The sequence below is a fragment of the Idiomarina rhizosphaerae genome (assembly GCF_024159085.1).
In the GTDB taxonomy this organism is placed as follows: Bacteria; Pseudomonadota; Gammaproteobacteria; order Enterobacterales; family Alteromonadaceae; genus Idiomarina; species Idiomarina rhizosphaerae.
Genome location: NZ_JAMZDE010000006.1, coordinates 1 through 19,101, shown reverse-complemented (window position 1 = coordinate 19,101; position 19,101 = coordinate 1). Strand labels below are relative to the sequence as shown.

General features: G+C 46.4%; 29 protein-coding genes. 23 read left to right on the top strand and 6 right to left on the bottom strand.

Going from position 1 to position 19,101, the window contains the following annotated elements; translation table 11 throughout:
• The 5 genes from rpsC (at window position 1) to NJR55_RS05730 (ending at window position 3,138) form a co-directional block, all read left to right on the top strand.
• Entirely contained in the window at window positions 1–681 is a 681-nt protein-coding gene (gene rpsC, locus NJR55_RS05750; RefSeq protein WP_011235147.1) for a 30S ribosomal protein S3, read from the top strand.
• Window positions 682–692: 11 nt separating this feature from the next.
• Window positions 693–1,106: a 50S ribosomal protein L16 gene (gene rplP, locus NJR55_RS05745; RefSeq protein ID WP_011235146.1), complete on the top strand. Its 414-nt coding sequence runs from the start codon at window positions 693–695 to the stop codon at window positions 1,104–1,106.
• On the top strand, window positions 1,106–1,297 hold the full coding sequence (rpmC, locus tag NJR55_RS05740) for a 50S ribosomal protein L29 (RefSeq protein WP_253619235.1): 192 nt from the start codon (window positions 1,106–1,108) through the stop codon (window positions 1,295–1,297). The genes rplP and rpmC overlap by 1 nt, the downstream gene beginning before the upstream one ends.
• Window positions 1,297–1,560: a 30S ribosomal protein S17 gene (gene rpsQ, locus NJR55_RS05735; protein WP_253618618.1), complete on the top strand. Its 264-nt coding sequence runs from the start codon at window positions 1,297–1,299 to the stop codon at window positions 1,558–1,560. The genes rpmC and rpsQ overlap by 1 nt, the downstream gene beginning before the upstream one ends.
• A gap of 165 nt (window positions 1,561–1,725) precedes the next feature.
• A complete protein-coding gene (locus NJR55_RS05730) occupies window positions 1,726–3,138 on the top strand; it encodes a carbohydrate porin (RefSeq protein ID WP_253618616.1) in 1,413 nt (470 codons plus the stop codon).
• A 36-nt stretch (window positions 3,139–3,174) separates the two neighbouring features.
• On the opposite strand, the gene NJR55_RS05725 is transcribed toward NJR55_RS05730, so the two are convergent.
• From NJR55_RS05725 to NJR55_RS05700, 6 genes are read right to left on the bottom strand one after another with little or no spacing between them, the layout of a single operon-like run.
• Window positions 3,175–3,567 (bottom strand): Na+/H+ antiporter subunit G, encoded by a 393-nt coding sequence (locus tag NJR55_RS05725; RefSeq protein ID WP_253618614.1) that lies wholly within the window; start codon window positions 3,565–3,567, stop codon window positions 3,175–3,177.
• Window positions 3,568–3,580: 13 nt separating this feature from the next.
• Window positions 3,581–3,850, bottom strand: a complete 270-nt coding sequence (locus NJR55_RS05720) for a K+/H+ antiporter subunit F (RefSeq protein ID WP_011235141.1) — start codon at window positions 3,848–3,850, stop codon at window positions 3,581–3,583.
• A complete protein-coding gene (locus NJR55_RS05715) occupies window positions 3,844–4,332 on the bottom strand; it encodes a Na+/H+ antiporter subunit E (RefSeq protein ID WP_253618612.1) in 489 nt (162 codons plus the stop codon). Before NJR55_RS05715 ends, NJR55_RS05720 begins: the two co-directional genes overlap by 7 nt.
• 5 nt (window positions 4,333–4,337) lie before the next feature.
• The gene (locus tag NJR55_RS05710; protein ID WP_253618610.1) at window positions 4,338–5,852 is read right to left on the bottom strand and encodes a monovalent cation/H+ antiporter subunit D; all 1,515 of its coding nucleotides are present in this window, start codon (window positions 5,850–5,852) and stop codon (window positions 4,338–4,340) included.
• Window positions 5,852–6,193, bottom strand: coding sequence for a Na+/H+ antiporter subunit C (locus NJR55_RS05705; RefSeq protein ID WP_011235138.1), 342 nt, complete (start codon window positions 6,191–6,193; stop codon window positions 5,852–5,854). Before NJR55_RS05705 ends, NJR55_RS05710 begins: the two co-directional genes overlap by 1 nt.
• Entirely contained in the window at window positions 6,193–8,982 is a 2,790-nt protein-coding gene (locus NJR55_RS05700) for a monovalent cation/H+ antiporter subunit A (protein WP_253618607.1), read from the bottom strand. Before NJR55_RS05700 ends, NJR55_RS05705 begins: the two co-directional genes overlap by 1 nt.
• A 271-nt stretch (window positions 8,983–9,253) precedes the next feature.
• Here NJR55_RS05700 and rplN point away from each other — a divergent pair, with 271 nt between their 5' ends.
• The 18 genes from rplN (at window position 9,254) to NJR55_RS05610 (ending at window position 19,069) form a co-directional block, all read left to right on the top strand.
• On the top strand, window positions 9,254–9,622 hold the full coding sequence (gene rplN / locus NJR55_RS05695; RefSeq protein WP_006956444.1) for a 50S ribosomal protein L14: 369 nt from the start codon (window positions 9,254–9,256) through the stop codon (window positions 9,620–9,622).
• Window positions 9,623–9,632: 10 nt separating this feature from the next.
• Window positions 9,633–9,947, top strand: a complete 315-nt coding sequence (gene rplX / locus NJR55_RS05690; RefSeq protein WP_034822544.1) for a 50S ribosomal protein L24 — start codon at window positions 9,633–9,635, stop codon at window positions 9,945–9,947.
• Between the two features lie 20 nt (window positions 9,948–9,967).
• Window positions 9,968–10,507 carry a 50S ribosomal protein L5 gene (rplE, locus tag NJR55_RS05685; protein WP_011235135.1) on the top strand — a complete coding sequence of 180 codons (540 nt, stop codon included), beginning with the start codon at window positions 9,968–9,970 and terminating at the stop codon, window positions 10,505–10,507.
• Between the two features lie 11 nt (window positions 10,508–10,518).
• Complete coding sequence (gene rpsN / locus NJR55_RS05680) at window positions 10,519–10,824, top strand: 30S ribosomal protein S14 (RefSeq protein ID WP_011235134.1); 306 nt, start codon at window positions 10,519–10,521, stop codon at window positions 10,822–10,824.
• Window positions 10,825–10,850: 26 nt separating this feature from the next.
• Window positions 10,851–11,243, top strand: coding sequence for a 30S ribosomal protein S8 (gene rpsH, locus NJR55_RS05675; protein ID WP_011235133.1), 393 nt, complete (start codon window positions 10,851–10,853; stop codon window positions 11,241–11,243).
• Between the two features lie 14 nt (window positions 11,244–11,257).
• Window positions 11,258–11,791: a 50S ribosomal protein L6 gene (rplF, locus tag NJR55_RS05670; RefSeq protein ID WP_034822546.1), complete on the top strand. Its 534-nt coding sequence runs from the start codon at window positions 11,258–11,260 to the stop codon at window positions 11,789–11,791.
• Between the two features lie 9 nt (window positions 11,792–11,800).
• Window positions 11,801–12,154, top strand: a complete 354-nt coding sequence (gene rplR / locus NJR55_RS05665; protein WP_011235131.1) for a 50S ribosomal protein L18 — start codon at window positions 11,801–11,803, stop codon at window positions 12,152–12,154.
• 9 nt (window positions 12,155–12,163) lie between these two features.
• A complete protein-coding gene (rpsE, locus tag NJR55_RS05660; RefSeq protein WP_011235130.1) occupies window positions 12,164–12,664 on the top strand; it encodes a 30S ribosomal protein S5 in 501 nt (166 codons plus the stop codon).
• 6 nt (window positions 12,665–12,670) lie between these two features.
• Window positions 12,671–12,853, top strand: coding sequence for a 50S ribosomal protein L30 (gene rpmD, locus NJR55_RS05655; protein WP_011235129.1), 183 nt, complete (start codon window positions 12,671–12,673; stop codon window positions 12,851–12,853).
• A gap of 3 nt (window positions 12,854–12,856) precedes the next feature.
• On the top strand, window positions 12,857–13,291 hold the full coding sequence (rplO, locus tag NJR55_RS05650) for a 50S ribosomal protein L15 (RefSeq protein WP_011235128.1): 435 nt from the start codon (window positions 12,857–12,859) through the stop codon (window positions 13,289–13,291).
• Between the two features lie 5 nt (window positions 13,292–13,296).
• Entirely contained in the window at window positions 13,297–14,625 is a 1,329-nt protein-coding gene (gene secY / locus NJR55_RS05645) for a preprotein translocase subunit SecY (RefSeq protein WP_253618605.1), read from the top strand.
• A 24-nt stretch (window positions 14,626–14,649) separates the two neighbouring features.
• Window positions 14,650–14,763: a 50S ribosomal protein L36 gene (rpmJ, locus tag NJR55_RS05640; protein WP_006956433.1), complete on the top strand. Its 114-nt coding sequence runs from the start codon at window positions 14,650–14,652 to the stop codon at window positions 14,761–14,763.
• Window positions 14,764–14,883: 120 nt separating this feature from the next.
• Complete coding sequence (gene rpsM, locus NJR55_RS05635) at window positions 14,884–15,240, top strand: 30S ribosomal protein S13 (RefSeq protein ID WP_011235126.1); 357 nt, start codon at window positions 14,884–14,886, stop codon at window positions 15,238–15,240.
• Between the two features lie 12 nt (window positions 15,241–15,252).
• On the top strand, window positions 15,253–15,642 hold the full coding sequence (gene rpsK, locus NJR55_RS05630; RefSeq protein ID WP_011235125.1) for a 30S ribosomal protein S11: 390 nt from the start codon (window positions 15,253–15,255) through the stop codon (window positions 15,640–15,642).
• A gap of 28 nt (window positions 15,643–15,670) precedes the next feature.
• Entirely contained in the window at window positions 15,671–16,291 is a 621-nt protein-coding gene (gene rpsD / locus NJR55_RS05625) for a 30S ribosomal protein S4 (RefSeq protein ID WP_011235124.1), read from the top strand.
• Window positions 16,292–16,316: 25 nt separating this feature from the next.
• Window positions 16,317–17,306: a DNA-directed RNA polymerase subunit alpha gene (locus tag NJR55_RS05620; RefSeq protein WP_011235123.1), complete on the top strand. Its 990-nt coding sequence runs from the start codon at window positions 16,317–16,319 to the stop codon at window positions 17,304–17,306.
• A gap of 39 nt (window positions 17,307–17,345) precedes the next feature.
• Window positions 17,346–17,747, top strand: coding sequence for a 50S ribosomal protein L17 (gene rplQ / locus NJR55_RS05615; protein ID WP_034822551.1), 402 nt, complete (start codon window positions 17,346–17,348; stop codon window positions 17,745–17,747).
• A 96-nt stretch (window positions 17,748–17,843) separates the two neighbouring features.
• Window positions 17,844–19,069 (top strand): IS3 family transposase gene (locus NJR55_RS05610; RefSeq protein ID WP_253618603.1). Its coding sequence is split into 2 segments (ribosomal slippage): window positions 17,844–18,210 and window positions 18,210–19,069, totalling 1,227 coding nucleotides; the frame shifts between segments, so codons are not numbered across the junction.
• Window positions 19,070–19,101 lie beyond the last annotated feature (32 nt).

Genomic DNA, 19,101 nt, shown 5'->3' with positions numbered 1-19,101 from the left:
ATGGGTCAGAAAGTACATCCTAATGGTATTCGCCTAGGTATCTCCAGACCATGGAATGCAACCTGGTATGCGAATACAAATGAGTTCGCTGATAACCTGCACAGTGACTTTCAGGTACGTAAGTTCCTGAACAAAGAACTGCGCAATGCATCAGTCTCTCGTATCGTTATCGATCGTCCAGCTAAGAGCGTTCGTGTGACTATTCACACTGCACGTCCTGGCGTGGTCATCGGTAAGAAAGGCGAAGACGTAGAAAAGCTGCGTAAGCAAGTTTCTAAGTTGACAGGTGCTCCTGCGCAAATCAACATCTCAGAAGTTCGTAAACCTGAGTTAGATTCGCAGCTGGTAGCTGACAATATTGCTGGTCAGTTGGAACGTCGTGTCATGTTCCGTCGTGCGATGAAACGTGCCGTACAAAACGCCATTCGCTTGGGTGCCAAAGGTATCAAAGTTGAAGTGAGTGGTCGTTTGGGCGGTGCAGAAATTGCACGTACTGAGTGGTATCGTGAAGGCCGTGTACCGCTGCACACATTACGTGCAGACATCGACTACTCGACCTCAGAAGCGAACACCACTTACGGTATCATCGGTGTTAAGGTCTGGATTTTCCGTGGTGAAGTTCTTGGTGGACTTCCAACTGAAGAAAAGCCAGCTCCTAAGCGCGGCAAGAACCGTAAGTAAGGAGAGACGATATGTTACAACCTAAGCGTACAAAATTCCGTAAGGTTCACACAGGCCGCAACCGTGGTCTGGCGCAGTCTGGTAACAAAGTCAGCTTCGGTACTTTTGGTTTAAAAGCTACTGACCGTGGTCGTATGACCGCGCGTCAAATCGAAGCAGGCCGTCGTGCAATGACTCGTCACGTTAAGCGTCAAGGTAAAATCTGGATCCGTGTATTTCCTGACAAACCTATTACCAAAAAGCCTTTAGAAGTTCGTATGGGTAAAGGTAAAGGTAACGTCGAATACTGGGTTGCTCAGATTCAACCAGGTCGCGTTCTGTATGAAATGGACGGTGTTCCTGAAGAGTTGGCACGTGAAGCGTTCCGCCTGGCGGCACGTAAACTGCCTTTCAAAACCACTTTTGTGACTCGGACGGTAATGTGATGAAAGCAAGTGAACTGAAAGATAAAACCGTTGAGCAGCTGCAGGAAGAGTTGTTAGGCTTGCGCCGTGAGCAGTTCAATCTGCGTATGCAGGCGGCAACTGGTCAGCTGAATCAGACTCACATGATGAAACAAGTGCGTAAAGATATCGCACGTGTTAAAACCATCTTAAATGAGAAGGCAGGTGCGTAATGACTGACGAAAAACGTGTTCGTACTCTGCAAGGCAAAGTTGTCAGCGATAAGATGGATAAAACCATCACTGTAGCTGTTGAACGTCGTGTAAAGCACCCGGTATACGGGAAGTACATCACGCGTACAACTAAAGTACATGCGCATGACGAAGAAAACCAGGTTAAAGCTGGCGATACCGTGATTGTTCGCGAATGTCGTCCGCTGTCTAAGAATAAATCTTGGACTCTGGAAGAAATCGTTGAGCGCGCTACTGTTGTCTAAACGCAGATAGCGATAAGAAATTAAAAGGCCTCCCTTGCGGAGGCTTTTTTTTTGATCTAAACCTTAATAGGCTTAGTACAAATATCTGAAATTAAATAAATTTCTTTTAACATAAGAAATAATAAATACGCACACCAATGCGTAGTTCTCAGAGGGAGACGATTCATGTCAAAAAGTTTATTTTTTGCAGCTACTGTGCTTGCGGCAAGTCCGGTAATTGCTGCTCCTCAAGATAGTAATTCGGTTGAACAGGAAATTCAGGCGTTAAAAGAACGTTTAGCTCAATTGGAAAAACGACTTGAAGAAAAAGAAGAGCGTGAAAAAGAAGAAGTCGTTGTTGTAAAAGAACGAGAAGTAGAAAAAGGCAATGAAACTGCCAGCAACGCAAGTAGTTCGAAACGCAGAGTTGTCTATGATTCTGGAGTCCATGCACGTTTAGACGAGCTGGAGACGAAAACGGAAGAGAATGAAAATTGGCCAATAAAAGTCCATGGGGCCGTCCGCTTTCAGTATGAGTACAATAACTATGACTCAGATAATGAAAACCGCGGCGGCGATTTGGATTTCGATATTTTCCGTCTGAATTTTGATGGGGAAATGGGTGGGGTCATCCTTTCTGCTGAGTATCGTTGGTTTAATTATCAGGACGTTGTCAAACACGCCTGGTTTGGTTATGACTTCACCGATAAACTGCAAGGGCAGGTAGGTGTTGTAAAAATTCCATTTGGTAACATGCCTTACAACTCCCACAGCTATTTCTTCAATAGTACCTTCTATGTTGGCCTGGAAGATGAACATGATAACGGTATCCGTTTTAAATACCGTGGCGATGAGTGGGATTTTGATTTAGCTTACCTGAAATCAGATGAGCAGGGCGGTATTGATGGCTCAACTTCTGATCGTACAGCGCGCTATAACTATGACACCGTTGGTATTCGGTTACCCGGTCAGGGCGCTTACGATGAACCAGGCCTGCCTGTAGGCGAAAGTAACAGCTACGCTTTCAGAACTGCACGTAAGTTTAACTTCAGCGATGATGAAAACTTAGAGCTTGGTGTGTCTGTGCAAGGCGGTAATTTGTATTCTGGAACGGCTGCTGATGGCTTTACAGATGCACAGGCGTATGAGAACCAGAATGTTGGTAATCGCATGGCCTGGGCCGCACACGGTGTCTACAATAACGGACCGTGGAATGTACAGTTACAGTATTCAGACTATGACTACGATATAAAACTGGAAAACCGTGGTGTCTACATGGCTGCTTACGCTTATTACGACGCAATTCCTACTGAAGCGAAACTGTATACAGCTAATGTTGCTTATACTTTACCAGTAGATATTGGGCCTCTGACAAGCTTAACTTTCTATAATGACCACAGCTTAATGACCGATAAAATGGGTTATCAAGATGATACCTGGATGAATGTTTTAGGGGTTGCTGTTGCAGCCGGCGGTGGCTTTTATACTTACGTTGATTATGTAAGAGCGAAAAACCAACCGTTTATTGGTGGTAATACCGCAACTGACGGTGGTGAGGTCAATGACCGTTTTAATATTAACTTCGGTTATTATTTCTAAAGCGATTTAAACTTTGACTGCGAAAGACATGGAACCTTATGGTTCCATGTCTTTTTTATTAGGCAATATATGCTTGTAAGAATCCCCTTCCTGACGAAAGTCTTTTGTTCGATTAAACATCTTCAGTTCTGTATGTAATGCGGCTTTAGCCATAATGTGGGCACTAATAGGTGCCGTCAAAAACAGAAATATCGCAATCAGTAGTTCGTTTAGGTTAATCGCTCCCTGTACCGAGGTAATAAGAATGGAAGCGATGACTATGCCGCCAATGCCTATTGTGGTGTTCTTCGTGGGGGCGTGTAAGCGAGTGAAAAAGTCGGGAAGTATGGCTAACCCTAAAGAGCCAATAAAGGCAAATATAGCGCCTAATAAGATAAAGAAGGCCGCTAGCCACTGCGACCATTCCGGTAATTGGTTTAATGCATCCATAACGTTTTCCTTTTTACTCTATTAAGTCGCCACGCAGTAAAAACTTACCTGCCGCGATGGTGCCGACAAAACCGAACATAGCAATGAGTAAGGCTGCTTCAAAATAGGTTTGCGTGTTTTGGTACATACCCAGCAACAGCAGTAAAGCCAGCGAATTAATGTAAATTGTATCCAGCGCTAGTATTCTATCCGGTAGATCGGGTCCTTTAATAAGGCGCCAGAAGTTCATTAATACCGATAAACTGAATAACAAGAAGGCAATGTGTAGTACCGTCGTTAACATTGGAATATCTCCTTCAGGCGACGCTCATAGCGGTTTCGAATCGTTTTTATGACTTCTTCCGGGCTTTCTTCTGAGAATGCGTGAATAAGAATACCTTTGCGGCCACGAGTAATTTCACAGGATACCGTTCCCGGCGTCAGTGTGATGGTACTCGCGAGAAGAGTAACGGGAAGCTCTTCTTTCATATCCAGTGGAAAAACAAACAGCGCGGGCTTTATTGAACGCGGCTTTCTAAGGATCATACTGGCCACCTTAAAGTTAGCCACGACAATGTCATTTAGCAGAATGAAAAAATAAACGACAGCGAGGTCGGGTCGCTTAACTTTTGCAAAATTAGGCCAGGCGGCACGGAATAAAAATGGAATAAACCAGGAAAATAAAGCGCCCAGTATGACCACCCCGGGCGAAACTGAGTTAAATAATAGAACCCATAGCGTCAATAAGAAAAAAGATAACAAAGGTGTCGGAAATAGCTTTTTCATAGTAATTATTCCACTCCTTTTATCAGCACGCGCGATGGGTACTGGTCTATGTCGTAAAGCTGTTCAGCGACATCATCGGTATAGTTGCGGATTGGGCTGGCAAATAACGTCATAACAACCGATAACGACAGAAGCATAACAACAGCTGCTCTTTTTCCTAAAGGAGCCGATTGCTCATTCGCTTTACCTGACAGTGTGTGCCAAAGCATTTTACTTCCCGCCCGGGTGACTGAAATTAGCATAATAAGAGTTGCGCCTAACATGGCTCCCCACAGCCAAAAACTCGCCCCGGTTGGGCTTGCCGATTCCATAATCATAAGTTTTCCGACAAAACCTGACAGAGGTGGTAAACCAATTATTGCTATTGCCGCAATCAAAAACATCACAGAATAAGCTGAGTGATTTGCCATTTTTTTGCCCGATACGATGCGTGATGCGGTTTTACCACGTTCGAACGCAATAAGATCGGCCAGTAAAAATAATGCGCCAGTTATAAAGGTTGAGTGGATTAAATAAAATAGCATGGCGCCGGTTGTCGCTACCCCATTTAAACTGTAGGTTGCGATAAGTGTGCCAATGGAAATGACGACTAAATAAGCCACAAGCAAGCGCAGGTCGCGAGCTCCGATAATTCCGATAGCACCGGCGAGCATGGTAATGAGACCCATAATCCAAAGCCAGTCATGTGCAATGAGTGCCAGTTCATTAGCTTCAGGGCCAAAAATGAGTGTGTAGACCCGAACTATGGCGTAAACACCAACTTTTGTCATTATTGCGAATAGAGCGGCAACAACTCCGGTTGTCGTAGAATAAGCCTGAGGCAGCCAGAAGTGCAGCGGCAGGATAGCGGCTTTAATGCCGAATACTATCAATAGCATCATACCACCAGCTTTAGCTAAGGCGGCCTGATCTCCGCTTAATTGCTGAACTTGGGTAGCAAGATCAGCCATATTCAAAGTGCCTGTAACACCATATAGAGTACCGACACTAATTAGGAAAAGTGCTGAGCCTAAAAGGTTGAGTAACACGTAGTGTAAGGTCGTGCGTAAGCGGAACTTTCCTCCGCCGTGCATTAATAGTGCGTAGGAGGAAATCAGCAGGACTTCGAAGAAGACGAATAAGTTGAAAATATCGCCGGTAGCAAAAGCCCCCATAATGCCCATTACCTGAAATTGAAATAATGCCTGAAAGTGGGAGCCAAGATTATCTTCGGCATAACAGCCGTAAATGAGCACAGGTAACGCCAGTATTGCTGTTATCAGCATCATCAGAGCGCTAAGTTTGTCCACCATTAGGACAATTCCAAATGGCGCAGACCAGTTGCCTAAGGCATAAACAATCATCTGATCCTGATTAACCTGAACGAGTAGGGCAATACTCAGTATCAAGGTCAATATACTGGACAGCAGGCCTATGGCTCTGCGTCTAGGCTGCGGTCTGTCGCCCCAGGGAAGCAGTTGTAGCAGCGCTGCCAGTAATGGCACCAAAATAGGAAGTATCGCCAAATGTTGTTGCCACATTAGCGGTTGCCCTCCGTGCTGTTATCTTGTTGGTTAACTTCGTCCGTCCCTATTTCTCCTCGGGCACGCACAGCCAGGATAATTGAATACGCTGTCATGGCGAAGCCGATAACGATAGCTGTTAGAACTAGAGCCTGAGGTAAAGGATCAGCGTATGTTTCCTGAGTACCATAAATTGGTGCTCCGTCTATTGTCAGACGACCGGTTGAAAATAGAAATAAGTTAACGGCATAAGACAGCATGGTAATGCCGACTACGACAGGAAATGAACGACCGCGCAGAATGAGAAAAACACTGCATGCGGTTAAAATACCAACGGTAACCGAGTATAAAGTTTCCATTAATGCCCCTCATGCGTTGGGCGATGACGTGTCGTCATCTTCCCGAAGTTACTTAAAATCATCATAGTGGCGCCAACAACCGTCAGGAAAACGCCAAGATCGAAGAGTAAAGCCGTGGCGAATTCAAATTTACCAACCACTGGCCAGTCTAAATAGGTAAACCAGGAAGTCAGGAAAGGCTTACCAAACAGCCAGCTACCAAGCCCGGTAAGCGCAGCAATTAAAACACCAAATGACATTAGAGATTGATAATTAACGCTAAAGCGTTCTTTCATCCAGTCGACACCATTGGCAATGTATTGCAGGATCATCGCTGAGGCGACTATAAGACCTGCGATGAAACCGCCTCCAGGCAGGTTGTGACCTCTTAGGAAAATATAGGCAGCAACTACCATCGCCATTGGTAAAAGAATGTTGGCAACAGTGGTTAACATCAATGGGTGTCTAATTCTATGCCAGGGACGTCCGTCAATATCACTGGAAGGCATAAAGGGTTTTAGTTTATTGAGCAATTTATGAATACCCGCGGCAGCTATTGCCAGAACGGTAATTTCACCTAAGGTATCGAAACCACGAAAGTCCACCAGAATGACGTTTACTACGTTGGTTCCCCCACCACCGGATTTCGCATTCGCAAGGAAAAAGTCCGAGATGCTTTCAAACGGAGAGGTCAGTATTGCGAAATTTAAGGTAGCAACAATACCACCAATAAAGCTGGCGATGATTATATCGCGAAAAACTCGGTGGCCGGAGGAGGCCCGGCTGGTTTTTTGTGGCATAAAGAACAATGCCAGTATCATTAAGATAATACTGACCACTTCTACAACCAACTGAGTCATGGCCAGATCCGGTGCTGAGAAATGCGCGAAAGCTAACGACACAACCAGCCCAACCACTGATAGCATCATTAACATCACGAAGCGATTGCGATGCAGTGTAGCGGTAGCAAATGCTGCGGATATAAGGATGATAGCACCAACCATGCTAACCATATCAACAGGCAATTGAGGTTTGCCACCAGTCACCACACTTAGGTCACTTAACGAAGGAAGTAACACGACAATAACGCTGATAAGAACAAAAGCAATGTAGCGTTGCAAGGAACCTGTGTCTAAGCGCTCGTAAAAATTAGCTGCGGCGTCAGAGGTTTTTTGCACAATGCGTTCAAAATTGTGTTTAGCATCCTGCCCATCAAATTGGCGATTAAAAGTAAAAAGCTGATCCCGGGCAAGATAAATGAGAATTCCGCCAATGACTGCAACTACGCTCATTAACAGAGGCATATTAAAACCGTGCCAAAGCGATAGTTTTACTTCAACAGGAGAGCCGGTAACAGCTGCGGCAGCCTGGTCGAGTAGTCCCGAAACCATTGTCATTGGTGCAATGCCGATAGCGATACAAAGAAATCCCAGCAAAGCGACTGGTGCAGACATCATGCGGGGTGGGTCGTGTGGTTTTTTTGGAGTTTCTTTGTAGTCGCCGTTAAAGAAAACATCGTGAATAAAGCGAATAGAGTAAGCCACTGACAGCATGGCGCCCACAGTTGCTAATATTGGGATAAACCATGACAGCCCGCCGAATAAATGTTGCTGCAGAGCCTGGTCCAGGAATAGCTCTTTAGACATAAACCCGTTAAACGGTGGTATTCCTGCCATTGAGGCCGCCACAATCATGGCAAGAGTAGCCGTTATAGGCATCAGACTCATAAGCCCTTGCAGTTTACGCATATCACGAGTTCCGGACTCGTGGTCAATAATGCCTGCGGTCATGAACAGCGCGGCTTTAAATAGAGCATGGTTAATTATGTGAAATAGCGCCGCTATCACAGCAGCCTGGGTGCCTATCCCCAGTAACATACAAATGAGGCCCAGATGGCTTACCGTAGAGAAAGCGAGCAAACCTTTGAGGTCATGTTTTAACAGAGCAAAGTAAGCACCGACTAACATGGTAATTAAACCGGTCAATGTAACCAGGGTAAACCAAAGCTCAGTCTCGGCTAATACCGGATGAAAACGTGCTAATAGAAAGATACCGGCTTTTACCATAGTTGCTGAGTGTAAGTATGCACTTACTGGAGTCGGCGCCGCCATGGCGTGTGGTAGCCAAAACTGAAATGGGAACTGGGCTGATTTAGTAAAGGCTCCTAATAAAACGAGTATTAAGGCTGGAACATAGTAAGCGTGCGCCTTTATCTGCTCTGCTGCGGCAAATACGGTATCCAGCTGATAGCCACCGGCAATGTGTCCAATTATCAGTAATCCGGCTAATAGTGCCAGACCTCCAGCACCAGTGGTTGCTAGTGCCATACGAGCACCGCGGCGCGCATCACTGCTATGGAACCAATAACCAATAAGTAAAAAAGAAGAGATACTGGTCAGTTCCCAGAATACCCACATTAGTAAGATATTATCTGCCATAACGATGCCCAGCATGGAGGACATAAATAAAAGCAGGCAAGAATAAAAACGGGATTCATCGTCGTTACTGCTTAAATAGTAATGAGCATAGCCGATAATCAGCACGCCTATGCCCAATATTAAGCCAACAAACAGCAGAGACAAGCCGTCAAGACGCACGGCGAAATCGAGCCCTACACCTGGCAGCCATTCTACCATTTGTTTAGGTACTTCACCGGCGAGCGTCGCGGGTACATACTGAAACAAAACAACTAAGCAGAAAAGAGGAACAAGTAATGTAATCCCAGTCTTTATCGGTCGCGACGCTTGTTTAAATAATAGCGGTAAGAGCGCACCAAAGAATGGGGCAAAAATAATGAATAGCAGATTCATACCATAGAAGTCCCAAGTCAGCCTGTGCTCTTATAATAAGGTATACTTACCTGAGCAACGTAAAGTATTGAATTTACCATTGGTTCTGCTGCAATCCAACTAAACTAAACTCTTAAGATGGTGAATTCACCTTACGCCTACGAAATTTTCTGAGATTACCCTACCACTTCCAAAATTTATCTGTTACACTTCGCGACCCTTTTTATAAGGGAAAAACCAAAGGCAGCACGACCCGAGAGGGTCTGTTTTTTTAACTAAGCGGGGCACTGAAATGATCCAAATGCAAACTACCCTGGACGTTGCCGATAACTCCGGCGCGCGCAGCGTACAATGTATTAAGGTTCTAGGTGGTTCGCACCGTCGCTACGCAAACATCGGCGATATCATCAAAGTTACTGTCAAGGAAGCAATTCCGCGCGGTAAGGTGAAGAAAGGCGATGTAGTGAATGCGGTGGTCGTTCGCACCAGAAAAGGCGTCCGTCGACAAGACGGGTCGGTCATCCGTTTTGACCGCAACGCGGCTGTGTTGTTGAATAACAACCAACAGCCCATTGGCACACGTATTTTCGGGCCGGTAACTCGTGAACTGCGTTCAGAGCAGTTTATGAAGATTATCTCGCTGGCACCAGAAGTACTATAAGGAGTCAATTATGGCGGCAAAAATTAAACGTGATGACGAAGTAGTCGTCCTGGCAGGTAAGGACAAGGGCAAACAAGGCAAAGTCCTGAAAGTTCTTACCGATAAAGATCGCGTGATCGTGGAAGGCGTCAACGTAGTCAAGAAACACCAAAAGCCAAATCCGGCTCTAGGTGAATCTGGTGGCATCGTTGAACAAGAAGCAGCAATCCACATTTCGAACGTAGCGATCCTTAACCCAGAGACAGGTAAAGCAGATCGTGTTGGATTTCGTATTGAAGATGGCAAGAAAGTTCGCTTCTTCAAATCGAACAACGCAATCATTTAATTCAAACTTGGAGTTTTACGATGGCGAAACTGCATGATTTTTACAGAGAATCGGTAGTTCCTGAGCTTATGAAAGAGTTCAGCTACAACAGCGTCATGCAAGTCCCTCGGATTGATAAAATCACCCTTAACATGGGTGTTGGTGAAGCTCTGGCTGACAAAAAAGTACTTGATAACGCAGTGGCTGACCTAGAGGCTATCTCTGGTCAAAAGCCAATTCGTACTGTGGCACGCAAGTCTGTCGCCGGTTTCAAAGTCCGTGAAGGCTTCCCGATTGGCTGTAAAGTAACTCTGCGCGGCGAGCGCATGTGGGACTTTTTGCAACGCTTAATTTCGATTGCAATCCCACGTATCCGTGACTTCCGTGGCCTGAACCCTAAATCGTTCGATGGTCGTGGTAATTACAGCATGGGTGTTCGTGAGCAGATCATCTTTCCGGAGGTCGACTATGACAAAGTCGACAAGGTACGTGGTCTGGATATCACCATTACCACAAATGCTGGCACAGATGACGAAGCTCGTGCTTTGCTAGCTGCCTTTAACTTCCCGTTCAGAAAGTAAGGTGTAGAGTTATGGCAAAACAGTCAATGAAAGCGCGTGACGTGAAGCGAGCTAAAATCGCTTCAAAATACGCAGAAAAACGCAACGCACTGAAAACGGTCATTAATGACCCTAAAGCATCAGACGAAGAGCGTTGGGAAGCCGTACTTAAGTTGCAACAGCTCCCACGTGATGCCAGTCCGACGCGTCAACGTAACCGTTGTCGTATAACTGGTCGTCCTCATGGTTTCCTTCGTAAATTCGGCATGAGCCGAATCAAGGTCCGTGAGATGGCGATGCGCGGTGAAATTCCTGGCTTGAAAAAAGCTAGCTGGTAAGCCACGAATCACGGGAGAAAGCAAATATGAGCATGCAAGATCCAATTGCGGATATGTTCACACGCATTCGCAACGCTCAAGGTGCTAACAAAGTAACGGTTAAAATGCCGTCTTCTAAGCAGAAAGTGGCGATTGCTCAAGTTCTGAAAGAAGAAGGTTTTATTACTGGTTACAGTGCCGAGAGTACTGTTAAACCTGAGCTTGAAGTCGAATTGAAATATTTCGAAGGCAAGCCAGTAATTGAAACAATCGAGCGCGTTAGTCGCCCTGGTCTGCGTATCTATAAGAAACGCAACGAGTTGCCTAACGTAATGGGTGGCCTTGGCATCGCAGTAGTTTCGACGTCTAAAGGCCTGATGACTGATCGTGCCGCTCGCCAAGCTGGTCTTGGTGGCGAAATTATCGGTTACGTAGCGTAATTAGGAGGTAGGAAATGTCACGTGTTGCTAAAGCACCCATTGAAATTCCTGCTGGCGTTGAAGTTACGCTAAATGGCCAGGAAATCACGATTAAAGGTGCCCAAGGCTCACTGAGTCGTGTTGTAAACGATGCAGTTGAACTGGTAAAAGATGAGAGTGAGTTACGTACTAACGCCCGTGAAGGTGTTGCTAACTCAACAGCTCAAGCTGGTACGGCTCGCGCATTGTTGCAAAACATGGTGGTCGGAGTCACTAAAGGATTCGAACGTAAGTTACAGTTGATAGGTGTTGGTTACCGTGCGCAAGCACAAGGTAAAAAACTGAACCTGACGCTAGGCTTTTCGCATCCTGTGGAGTTCGAGATTCCCGAAGGGATCACAATCGATACTCCGACTCAGACTGAAGTCGTCGTTAAAGGTGCAGATAAGCAGTTAGTTGGTCAAGTTGCCGCTAACATTCGTGCATACCGTAAACCCGAGCCTTACAAAGGCAAAGGTGTTCGTTATGCTGACGAGCAAGTGCGCCGTAAAGAAGCCAAGAAAAAGTAGGGTAATACGATGGACAATAAAGCAGCTCGCTTACGTCGTGCTACTCGCGCACGTAAACAAATTAAAGAGTTGGGTGCAAATCGCCTGGTCGTTCACCGTACACCACGGCATATTTACGCGCAGTTGATCGCACCTAACGGTTCTGAAGTGCTGGCAGCCGCATCGACTGCAGAGAAAAGTGTCCGCGAAGGGCTTAAATCTACAGGTAATGTAGATGCAGCCAAAGTCGTGGGCAAAACTATCGCTGAACGAGCGATTGAAAAAGGCGTTAAAAACGTGTCTTTCGATCGTAGTGGTTTTAAATACCACGGTCGCGTAGCCGCATTAGCGGACGCAGCTCGTGAAGCCGGACTTCAGTTCTAGGAGACGAACATGGCAAATGTAGAAGCTCAAACCGGTGAACTGATAGAGAAGTTGATCACAGTAAATCGTGTAGCAAAAGTAGTTAAAGGTGGTCGTATCTTTAGCTTCACTGCACTGACTGTGGTTGGCGACGGTAAAGGTAAAGTCGGTTTTGGTTATGGTAAAGCGCGTGAAGTACCCGCTGCTATTCAAAAAGCAATGGAAAAAGCACGTCGCAATATGGTTACCGTTCAACTGAAAGGCGACACTTTACAGCATCCTGTTAAAGGACGTCATTCAGGTTCACAGGTATACATGCAACCTGCTTCAGAAGGTACGGGTATCATCGCTGGTGGTGCAATGCGTGCGGTTCTGGAAGTTTCAGGTGTTCATAACGTGCTGTCAAAGGCATATGGTTCAACCAACCCAATCAACGTTGTTCGCGCGACTATCAAAGCGTTGAACGGCATGAAATCGCCGGAGCAAGTTGCGGCGAAGCGTGGATTGCGCGTTGACGAAATACTGGGGTAGTGAACAATGGCGAAAAAGACAATCAAAGTAACACAGACGCGTAGCTCTATCGGTCGTTTGCCGAAGCATAAAGCTACACTACGTGGCTTGGGTCTCCGCCGCATTGGTCACACAGTAGAGTTGGAAGACACTGCTGCAGTCCGCGGTATGGTGAACCGAGTTAATTACATGATTAAGGTGGAGGGATAAGCGATGGAACTTAATACACTTGCTCCCGCACCTGGTGCAAAAAGCAGCAAAAAGCGCGTTGGGCGTGGTATTGGTTCAGGTCTTGGAAAGACTGGCGGCCGTGGTCACAAAGGGCAGAAGTCTCGCTCTGGTGGCTCAGTCAAGCCAGGTTTCGAAGGCGGACAAATGCCAATTCAACGTCGTCTGCCAAAATTTGGTTTTACTTCACGCAAGGCTATGGTCACTGCAGAAGTAAACTTGGCAGAAATCGCGAAGGTTGACGGTGATACCGTTGAACTGGCGACTTTGAAAGCAGCAGGTCTCGTTCGTAAGAACGTACTACACGCTAAAGTCATCAAATCTGGTGAGTTAAGTCGTGCTGTGACTGTAAAAGGTCTTAAAGTCACCAAAGGCGCTCGCGAAGCTATTGAAGCTGCTGGCGGCAAAATCGAAGGATAGAGCAAATGGCTAAACCAGGATTGGAATCAAATCGAGCGCAAGGTGGCTTGTCGGAACTTAAGCGTCGCCTGCTGTTTGTGTTAGGAGCGATTATCGTTTTCCGAGCGGGCTCCTTTGTGCCTATTCCTGGTATTGATGCCGCTGTATTAGCTCAGCTATTCGAACAGCAGAAAGATACCATCGTTGCCATGTTTAACATGTTCAGCGGTGGTGCCTTAGAGCGTGCGTCAGTATTTGCATTAGGTATTATGCCGTATATATCGGCTTCGATTATTATGCAGTTGGCTAGCGTGGTACATCCACGTTTGGCTGAGCTTAAGAAAGAAGGTGAGTCTGGTCGTCGTAAGATTAACCAGTATACGCGGTGGGGTACTTTAATACTGGCAACGTTCCAGTCGATTGGTATAGCTACAGGCTTGCCAAATTTAATGCCCGGACTCGTAATAGACCCTGGCTTCGGCTTTTATTTCACTGCTGTAGTGAGCTTAGTCACGGGGACCATGTTCCTTATGTGGTTAGGCGAACAGATTACTGAGCGTGGTATTGGCAACGGTATCTCTATCCTGATCTTTGTGGGTATTGTTGCAGGTTTACCTTCCGCTATCGGCCAGACGGCTGAACAAGCGCGTCAAGGTGACTTGCACCTGTTATTGTTGTTACTAATTGGGGTTGTGGTTTTAGCAGTAACTTATTTCGTTGTTTTTGTGGAACGTGGTCAACGTCGTATCGTCGTTAACTATGCGAAGCGTCAACAAGGTCGTAAGGTATTTGCTGCGCAAAGCACACACTTGCCATTGAAAGTTAATATGGCTGGTGTTATTCCACCAATTTTTGCGTCGAGCATTATTTTATTCCCGGGTACCATCGCCACTTGGTTTGGCTCTGGTGACGGTGCGGTTGCAGACATTTTGCAACAAGTATCGATGACATTGTCTCCCGGTCAGCCGTTATATGTGTTATTGTACGCGGCTGCGATAATCTTCTTCTGTTTCTTCTACACTGCGTTGGTATTTAACCCTCGCGAAACAGCTGACAACTTGAAGAAGTCGGGTGCGTTTATTCCGGGTATTCGCCCAGGTGAACAAACCTCAAGATACATCGATAAAGTAATGACGCGTTTGACATTAGCAGGCGCACTGTACATTACCTTTGTCTGTTTGGTTCCGGAGTTCATGATGATTGCATGGAATGTGCAATTCTACTTCGGCGGTACATCTTTATTGATTATCGTAGTTGTTATCATGGACTTTATGGCACAGGTTCAGACTCATATGATGTCGCATCAATATGACTCTGTCCTGAAAAAAGCCAATCTAAAAGGCTACGGCCGGTAAGATTGGGTAGAACGGAGAGTAGCAATGAAAGTTCGTGCTTCCGTGAAGAAAATCTGTCGTAACTGCAAAATCATCAAGCGTAACGGTGTAGTTCGCGTTATTTGCACTGATGCTAAGCATAAGCAACGACAAGGTTGATTCGAAGGAAAGGCTTGCGGCTTAATCGTCGCAGCCTTTGAAGTATTTGCAATTCGGCAATCGGTTGAGTATCCTAACGGGCTTTTCAACTGAAGCCTACAAACTGAAGGAGACGTGTTAGTGGCCCGTATCGCTGGCATTAACGTTCCTGACAATAAGCATGCAGTCATAGCTTTGACTGCAATCTACGGTGTTGGCCGTACTCGTTCACAGCAGATTCTTGCTGCTACGGGTATCGCTGAAGACACCAAGATTGGTTCATTGTCAGAAGACAAACTGGACGCGCTTCGTGACGCTGTATCAAAGTTCGCCGTAGAAGGTGATCTGCGTCGTGAAGTATCTATGAACATTAAACGTTTGATGGACCTCGGGTGTTTCCGTGGACTTCGTCATCGTCGTAGCTTACCTCTACGTGGGCAGCGCACTAAAACAAATGCGCGCACTCGTAAAGGTCCGCGCAAACCAATTAAGAAATAGGGGGATTGAGTAATGGCTAAAACACCAACTCGCTCTCGAAAGCGCGTTAAAAAGCAGGTCGCCGATGGCATGGCTCATGTGCATGCATCTTTCAACAACACCATTATTACCATTACTGATCGCCAGGGTAACGCATTAGCGTGGGCTACCGCAGGTGGATCAGGGTTCCGTGGTTCACGGAAATCAACGCCGTTCGCAGCACAGGTTGCAGCAGAACGTGCAGGTGAAATGGCGAAGGAATACGGACTGAAAAACCTGGAAGTATTTGTGAATGGTCCAGGCCCAGGTCGTGAATCATCGATTCGTGCCCTGAACGCCGTTGGTTACAAAATCACAAATATTACCGATGTGACACCGATTCCTCACAACGGTTGTCGTCCGCCTAAGAAACGTCGCGTTTAAGGCGTGAATCGATAGTTGGAGAAAGATCATGGCTAGATATTTGGGTCCAAAGCTCAAGCTGAGCCGTCGCGAAGGAACAGATTTGTTCCTGAAAAGCGGCGTTCGCGCAATCGATTCTAAATGTAAGATCGAAACTGCACCAGGACAACACGGCGCGCGTCGCGGTCGTTTGTCAGATTACGGTGTTCAGTTGCGTGAGAAACAGAAAGTTCGTCGTATGTACGGCGTACTGGAAAAGCAATTTCGTAACTACTACAAAGAAGCTGCACGACTGAAAGGCAATACCGGTGAAAACCTGTTGCAGTTGCTGGAACAGCGCTTGGATAACGTAGTGTATCGCATGGGTTTTGCGTCAACACGCGCAGAAGCTCGTCAGCTGGTCAGTCACAAAGCAGTTGTTGTGAATGGTCAGGTAGTGAACATTCCATCGTTCAAGGTTCGTCCTGAAGATGTCGTTTCTGTTCGTGAAAAAGCGAAGAAACAGGCACGTATCGGAGCAGCACTGGAGCTTGCAGAACAACGCGAGAAGCCAGTCTGGATAGAAGTAGACAACAACAAATTGGAAGGTGCATTTAAACGTCTTCCAGAACGTAGCGACTTGTCTGCTGAAATTAACGAACAGTTGATCGTAGAGCTTTACTCTAAGTAAAGCTTAAGCATAGAGAGAGGACACAATGCAGGGTTCTGTTACCGAATTCCTAAAGCCGAGGTTAGTCGACATCGAGCAAATCAGCCCGACTCATGCCAAGGTGACACTGGAGCCTCTGGAACGCGGCTTTGGTTATACACTAGGTAATGCGTTACGTCGCATTTTACTGTCGTCAATGCCAGGCTGTGCAGTGACTGAGGTTGAAATCGATGGCGTGCTGCACGAATACAGCAGCAAAGAGGGCGTTCAGGAAGATGTCATTGAAGTTTTATTAAACCTGAAAGGGCTGGCAGTCAGCGTTGAAGGTAAAGATGAAGCAACTCTGACTTTGAATAAATCCGGAGCAGGTCCTGTAACAGCAGGCGATTTCACCCACGATGGTGATGTTGAAATCGTTAATCCTGAGCACGTTATCTGTCATCTGACAGGCGACTATGAACTTGTCATGCGAGTGAAAGTCGAACGTGGTCGTGGTTACGTGCCTGCGGCATCTCGTCAGTCCGCTGATGATGATGAACGTCCAATCGGTCGTCTTTTGGTCGACGCGTCGTTCAGCCCGGTCGAACGCATTGCATATTCTGTAGATGCGGCTCGTGTTGAACAGCGTACCGACTTAGATAAGCTGGTTATCGAAATGGAAACCAATGGTACATTGGATCCAGAAGAAGCTATCCGCCGTGCAGCAACAATTTTAGCTGAACAGTTGGATGCCTTCGTTGAACTTCGTGATATCAGTGAACCGGAAGAAAAAGAAGAGAAGCCGGAGTTCGATCCGATCCTTCTGCGTCCGGTAGACGACTTGGAATTGACTGTTCGATCTGCGAACTGCTTGAAAGCAGAAGCGATTCAGTACATTGGTGACTTAGTACAACGCACTGAGGTCGAGTTATTAAAAACTCCGAACTTGGGTAAGAAGTCGTTGACTGAAATCAAAGACGTGTTGGCTTCACGTGGTTTGTCTCTTGGCATGCGCCTTGAGAACTGGCCACCAGCCAGCTTAATTGACAACGACTAAGGTCACCTTAGTAATAGATTTACTGAGAAGGGTATAGGTATGCGCCATCGTAAGAGTGGTCGTCAACTAAATCGAAACAGCAGCCATCGTCAGGCAATGTTCCGCAACATGGCAAGCTCTTTAGTGCGTCATGAGATCATCAAGACGACTTTGCCAAAAGCAAAAGAGTTACGTCGCGTTGTTGAGCCGTTGATCACAATGGCAAAACAAGACAGCGTAGCAAATCGTCGTCTGGCGTTCGCACGCACACGTGACAAAGAGGTTGTTGGCAAGCTGTTTAATGAATTAGGCCCGCGTTATGAAGAACGCCCAGGTGGTTACACTCGCATTATGAAGTGTGGCTTCCGTACAGGTGATAACGCTCCAATGGCTTACATTGAATTAGTTGGTCGCCCAGAAGTTGAAGAAGTTGAAGAAGTAGCTGAAGAAGTTACGGAGTAAACCGCTTCGGAAAGTTAAAAAGCCGGCTGACGTACAGCCGGCTTTTTTGTGTCTAATGACCCGTCCTGAAATAAGTTGACAGATCGGAGACTTATTATGGGAAATCCAACCAAATCAATCTCTAAGCGTACTCAACGAGATTACACAATAGCCTTTAAATTAGCCGTTGTAGAGCAGGTAGAAAAAGGCGAGTTGACCTACAAGCAAGCACAAGCTAAATATGGAATACAAGGCAGAAGCACTGTTTTAGTGTGGCTTCGCAAGCATGGGCGGCAAGACTGGTATCGCCCGAGGTTAACACTTATGACTATTTCGAACCCCACCCCAGAGCAACAAATCAAAGAGCTAGAGCGTAAGCTTGAAGACGAGAAAGTTCGTAACCTGGTACTCAATGAAATGATTGATTACATCGATACGACACAAGGAACCCAACTGCGAAAAAAGCTTGTCGACATGGGGTTAGGAAACTCCAGAGCCAAGCTCAAATAAGCTTATCGCAGCTGTGCCGTGTAATGGGAATATCCCGGCAGTCTGTTTATCAAGCTGAAAGCCGCTACCAGGGAAGAGCAGCGGCATTGATGCCAGTTCTCAGGCTGGTTCAAGAGATACGACGCTTTATGCCGAGGCTAGGCACTCGTAAACTGTATTATTTACTTAAGCCTAAGCTAGAAGCAGCCGGCATTAAACTTGGCCGGGATGGCCTTTTTGACTACCTGCGCAATCATAACTTGCTGGTAAAGAAGCCGCGAAATTACCATAAAACTACGGATAGTAAACACTGGATGAAGAAGCATCCTAACCTGCTAAAGGAGCTGGTTGTAAGCCGACCTGAGCAGGTCTTTGTTAGCGACATAACCTATGTCGAAACCGATGCGGGAGTCCATTACTTATCGCTGGTAACAGATGCTTATAGCCGGAAAATCATGGGGCATGACGTCTCCCAAAGCATGACAGCGGCAGATATCGGGCGCGCGCTAAAGCAAGCGACTACAGGACGACTTAGCCAGGACCCGTTAATTCACCACTCCGATAGGGGCAGTCAGTACTGTTCACAGGCGTATCAAACCCAGCTCGCATCCAGCTCGATTACGCCCTCCATGACCGATGGTTATGATTGTTACCAGAATGCGCTTGCGGAACGCATTAACGGAATCCTTAAGCACGAGTTTTTACTAACGAAGTGCAAAACGGGTGAGGAGTTGAAGCGCGCGGTAAGGCAATCGATTGCAATCTATAATGAATACAGGCCGCACCTTAGTTTGGGCATGAAAACCCCAAATGAGGTGCATAAAAAAGCCAGTTGCAAGGTGCAACTGGCTTAGTTAAAACCGTCAACATAATTTAGGACGGGTCA

Coding starts and splice junctions, on each gene's coding strand:
- rpsC (WP_011235147.1), top strand. CDS start 1: ATGGGTCAGAAAGTACATCCTAATGGTATTCGCCTAGGTATCTCCAGA.
- rplP (WP_011235146.1), top strand. CDS start 693: ATGTTACAACCTAAGCGTACAAAATTCCGTAAGGTTCACACAGGCCGC.
- rpmC (WP_253619235.1), top strand. CDS start 1,106: ATGAAAGCAAGTGAACTGAAAGATAAAACCGTTGAGCAGCTGCAGGAA.
- rpsQ (WP_253618618.1), top strand. CDS start 1,297: ATGACTGACGAAAAACGTGTTCGTACTCTGCAAGGCAAAGTTGTCAGC.
- NJR55_RS05730 (WP_253618616.1), top strand. CDS start 1,726: ATGTCAAAAAGTTTATTTTTTGCAGCTACTGTGCTTGCGGCAAGTCCG.
- NJR55_RS05725 (WP_253618614.1), bottom strand. CDS start 3,567: ATGGATGCATTAAACCAATTACCGGAATGGTCGCAGTGGCTAGCGGCC.
- NJR55_RS05720 (WP_011235141.1), bottom strand. CDS start 3,850: ATGTTAACGACGGTACTACACATTGCCTTCTTGTTATTCAGTTTATCG.
- NJR55_RS05715 (WP_253618612.1), bottom strand. CDS start 4,332: ATGAAAAAGCTATTTCCGACACCTTTGTTATCTTTTTTCTTATTGACG.
- NJR55_RS05710 (WP_253618610.1), bottom strand. CDS start 5,852: ATGTGGCAACAACATTTGGCGATACTTCCTATTTTGGTGCCATTACTG.
- NJR55_RS05705 (WP_011235138.1), bottom strand. CDS start 6,193: ATGGAAACTTTATACTCGGTTACCGTTGGTATTTTAACCGCATGCAGT.
- NJR55_RS05700 (WP_253618607.1), bottom strand. CDS start 8,982: ATGAATCTGCTATTCATTATTTTTGCCCCATTCTTTGGTGCGCTCTTA.
- rplN (WP_006956444.1), top strand. CDS start 9,254: ATGATCCAAATGCAAACTACCCTGGACGTTGCCGATAACTCCGGCGCG.
- rplX (WP_034822544.1), top strand. CDS start 9,633: ATGGCGGCAAAAATTAAACGTGATGACGAAGTAGTCGTCCTGGCAGGT.
- rplE (WP_011235135.1), top strand. CDS start 9,968: ATGGCGAAACTGCATGATTTTTACAGAGAATCGGTAGTTCCTGAGCTT.
- rpsN (WP_011235134.1), top strand. CDS start 10,519: ATGGCAAAACAGTCAATGAAAGCGCGTGACGTGAAGCGAGCTAAAATC.
- rpsH (WP_011235133.1), top strand. CDS start 10,851: ATGAGCATGCAAGATCCAATTGCGGATATGTTCACACGCATTCGCAAC.
- rplF (WP_034822546.1), top strand. CDS start 11,258: ATGTCACGTGTTGCTAAAGCACCCATTGAAATTCCTGCTGGCGTTGAA.
- rplR (WP_011235131.1), top strand. CDS start 11,801: ATGGACAATAAAGCAGCTCGCTTACGTCGTGCTACTCGCGCACGTAAA.
- rpsE (WP_011235130.1), top strand. CDS start 12,164: ATGGCAAATGTAGAAGCTCAAACCGGTGAACTGATAGAGAAGTTGATC.
- rpmD (WP_011235129.1), top strand. CDS start 12,671: ATGGCGAAAAAGACAATCAAAGTAACACAGACGCGTAGCTCTATCGGT.
- rplO (WP_011235128.1), top strand. CDS start 12,857: ATGGAACTTAATACACTTGCTCCCGCACCTGGTGCAAAAAGCAGCAAA.
- secY (WP_253618605.1), top strand. CDS start 13,297: ATGGCTAAACCAGGATTGGAATCAAATCGAGCGCAAGGTGGCTTGTCG.
- rpmJ (WP_006956433.1), top strand. CDS start 14,650: ATGAAAGTTCGTGCTTCCGTGAAGAAAATCTGTCGTAACTGCAAAATC.
- rpsK (WP_011235125.1), top strand. CDS start 15,253: ATGGCTAAAACACCAACTCGCTCTCGAAAGCGCGTTAAAAAGCAGGTC.
- rpsD (WP_011235124.1), top strand. CDS start 15,671: ATGGCTAGATATTTGGGTCCAAAGCTCAAGCTGAGCCGTCGCGAAGGA.
- NJR55_RS05620 (WP_011235123.1), top strand. CDS start 16,317: ATGCAGGGTTCTGTTACCGAATTCCTAAAGCCGAGGTTAGTCGACATC.
- rplQ (WP_034822551.1), top strand. CDS start 17,346: ATGCGCCATCGTAAGAGTGGTCGTCAACTAAATCGAAACAGCAGCCAT.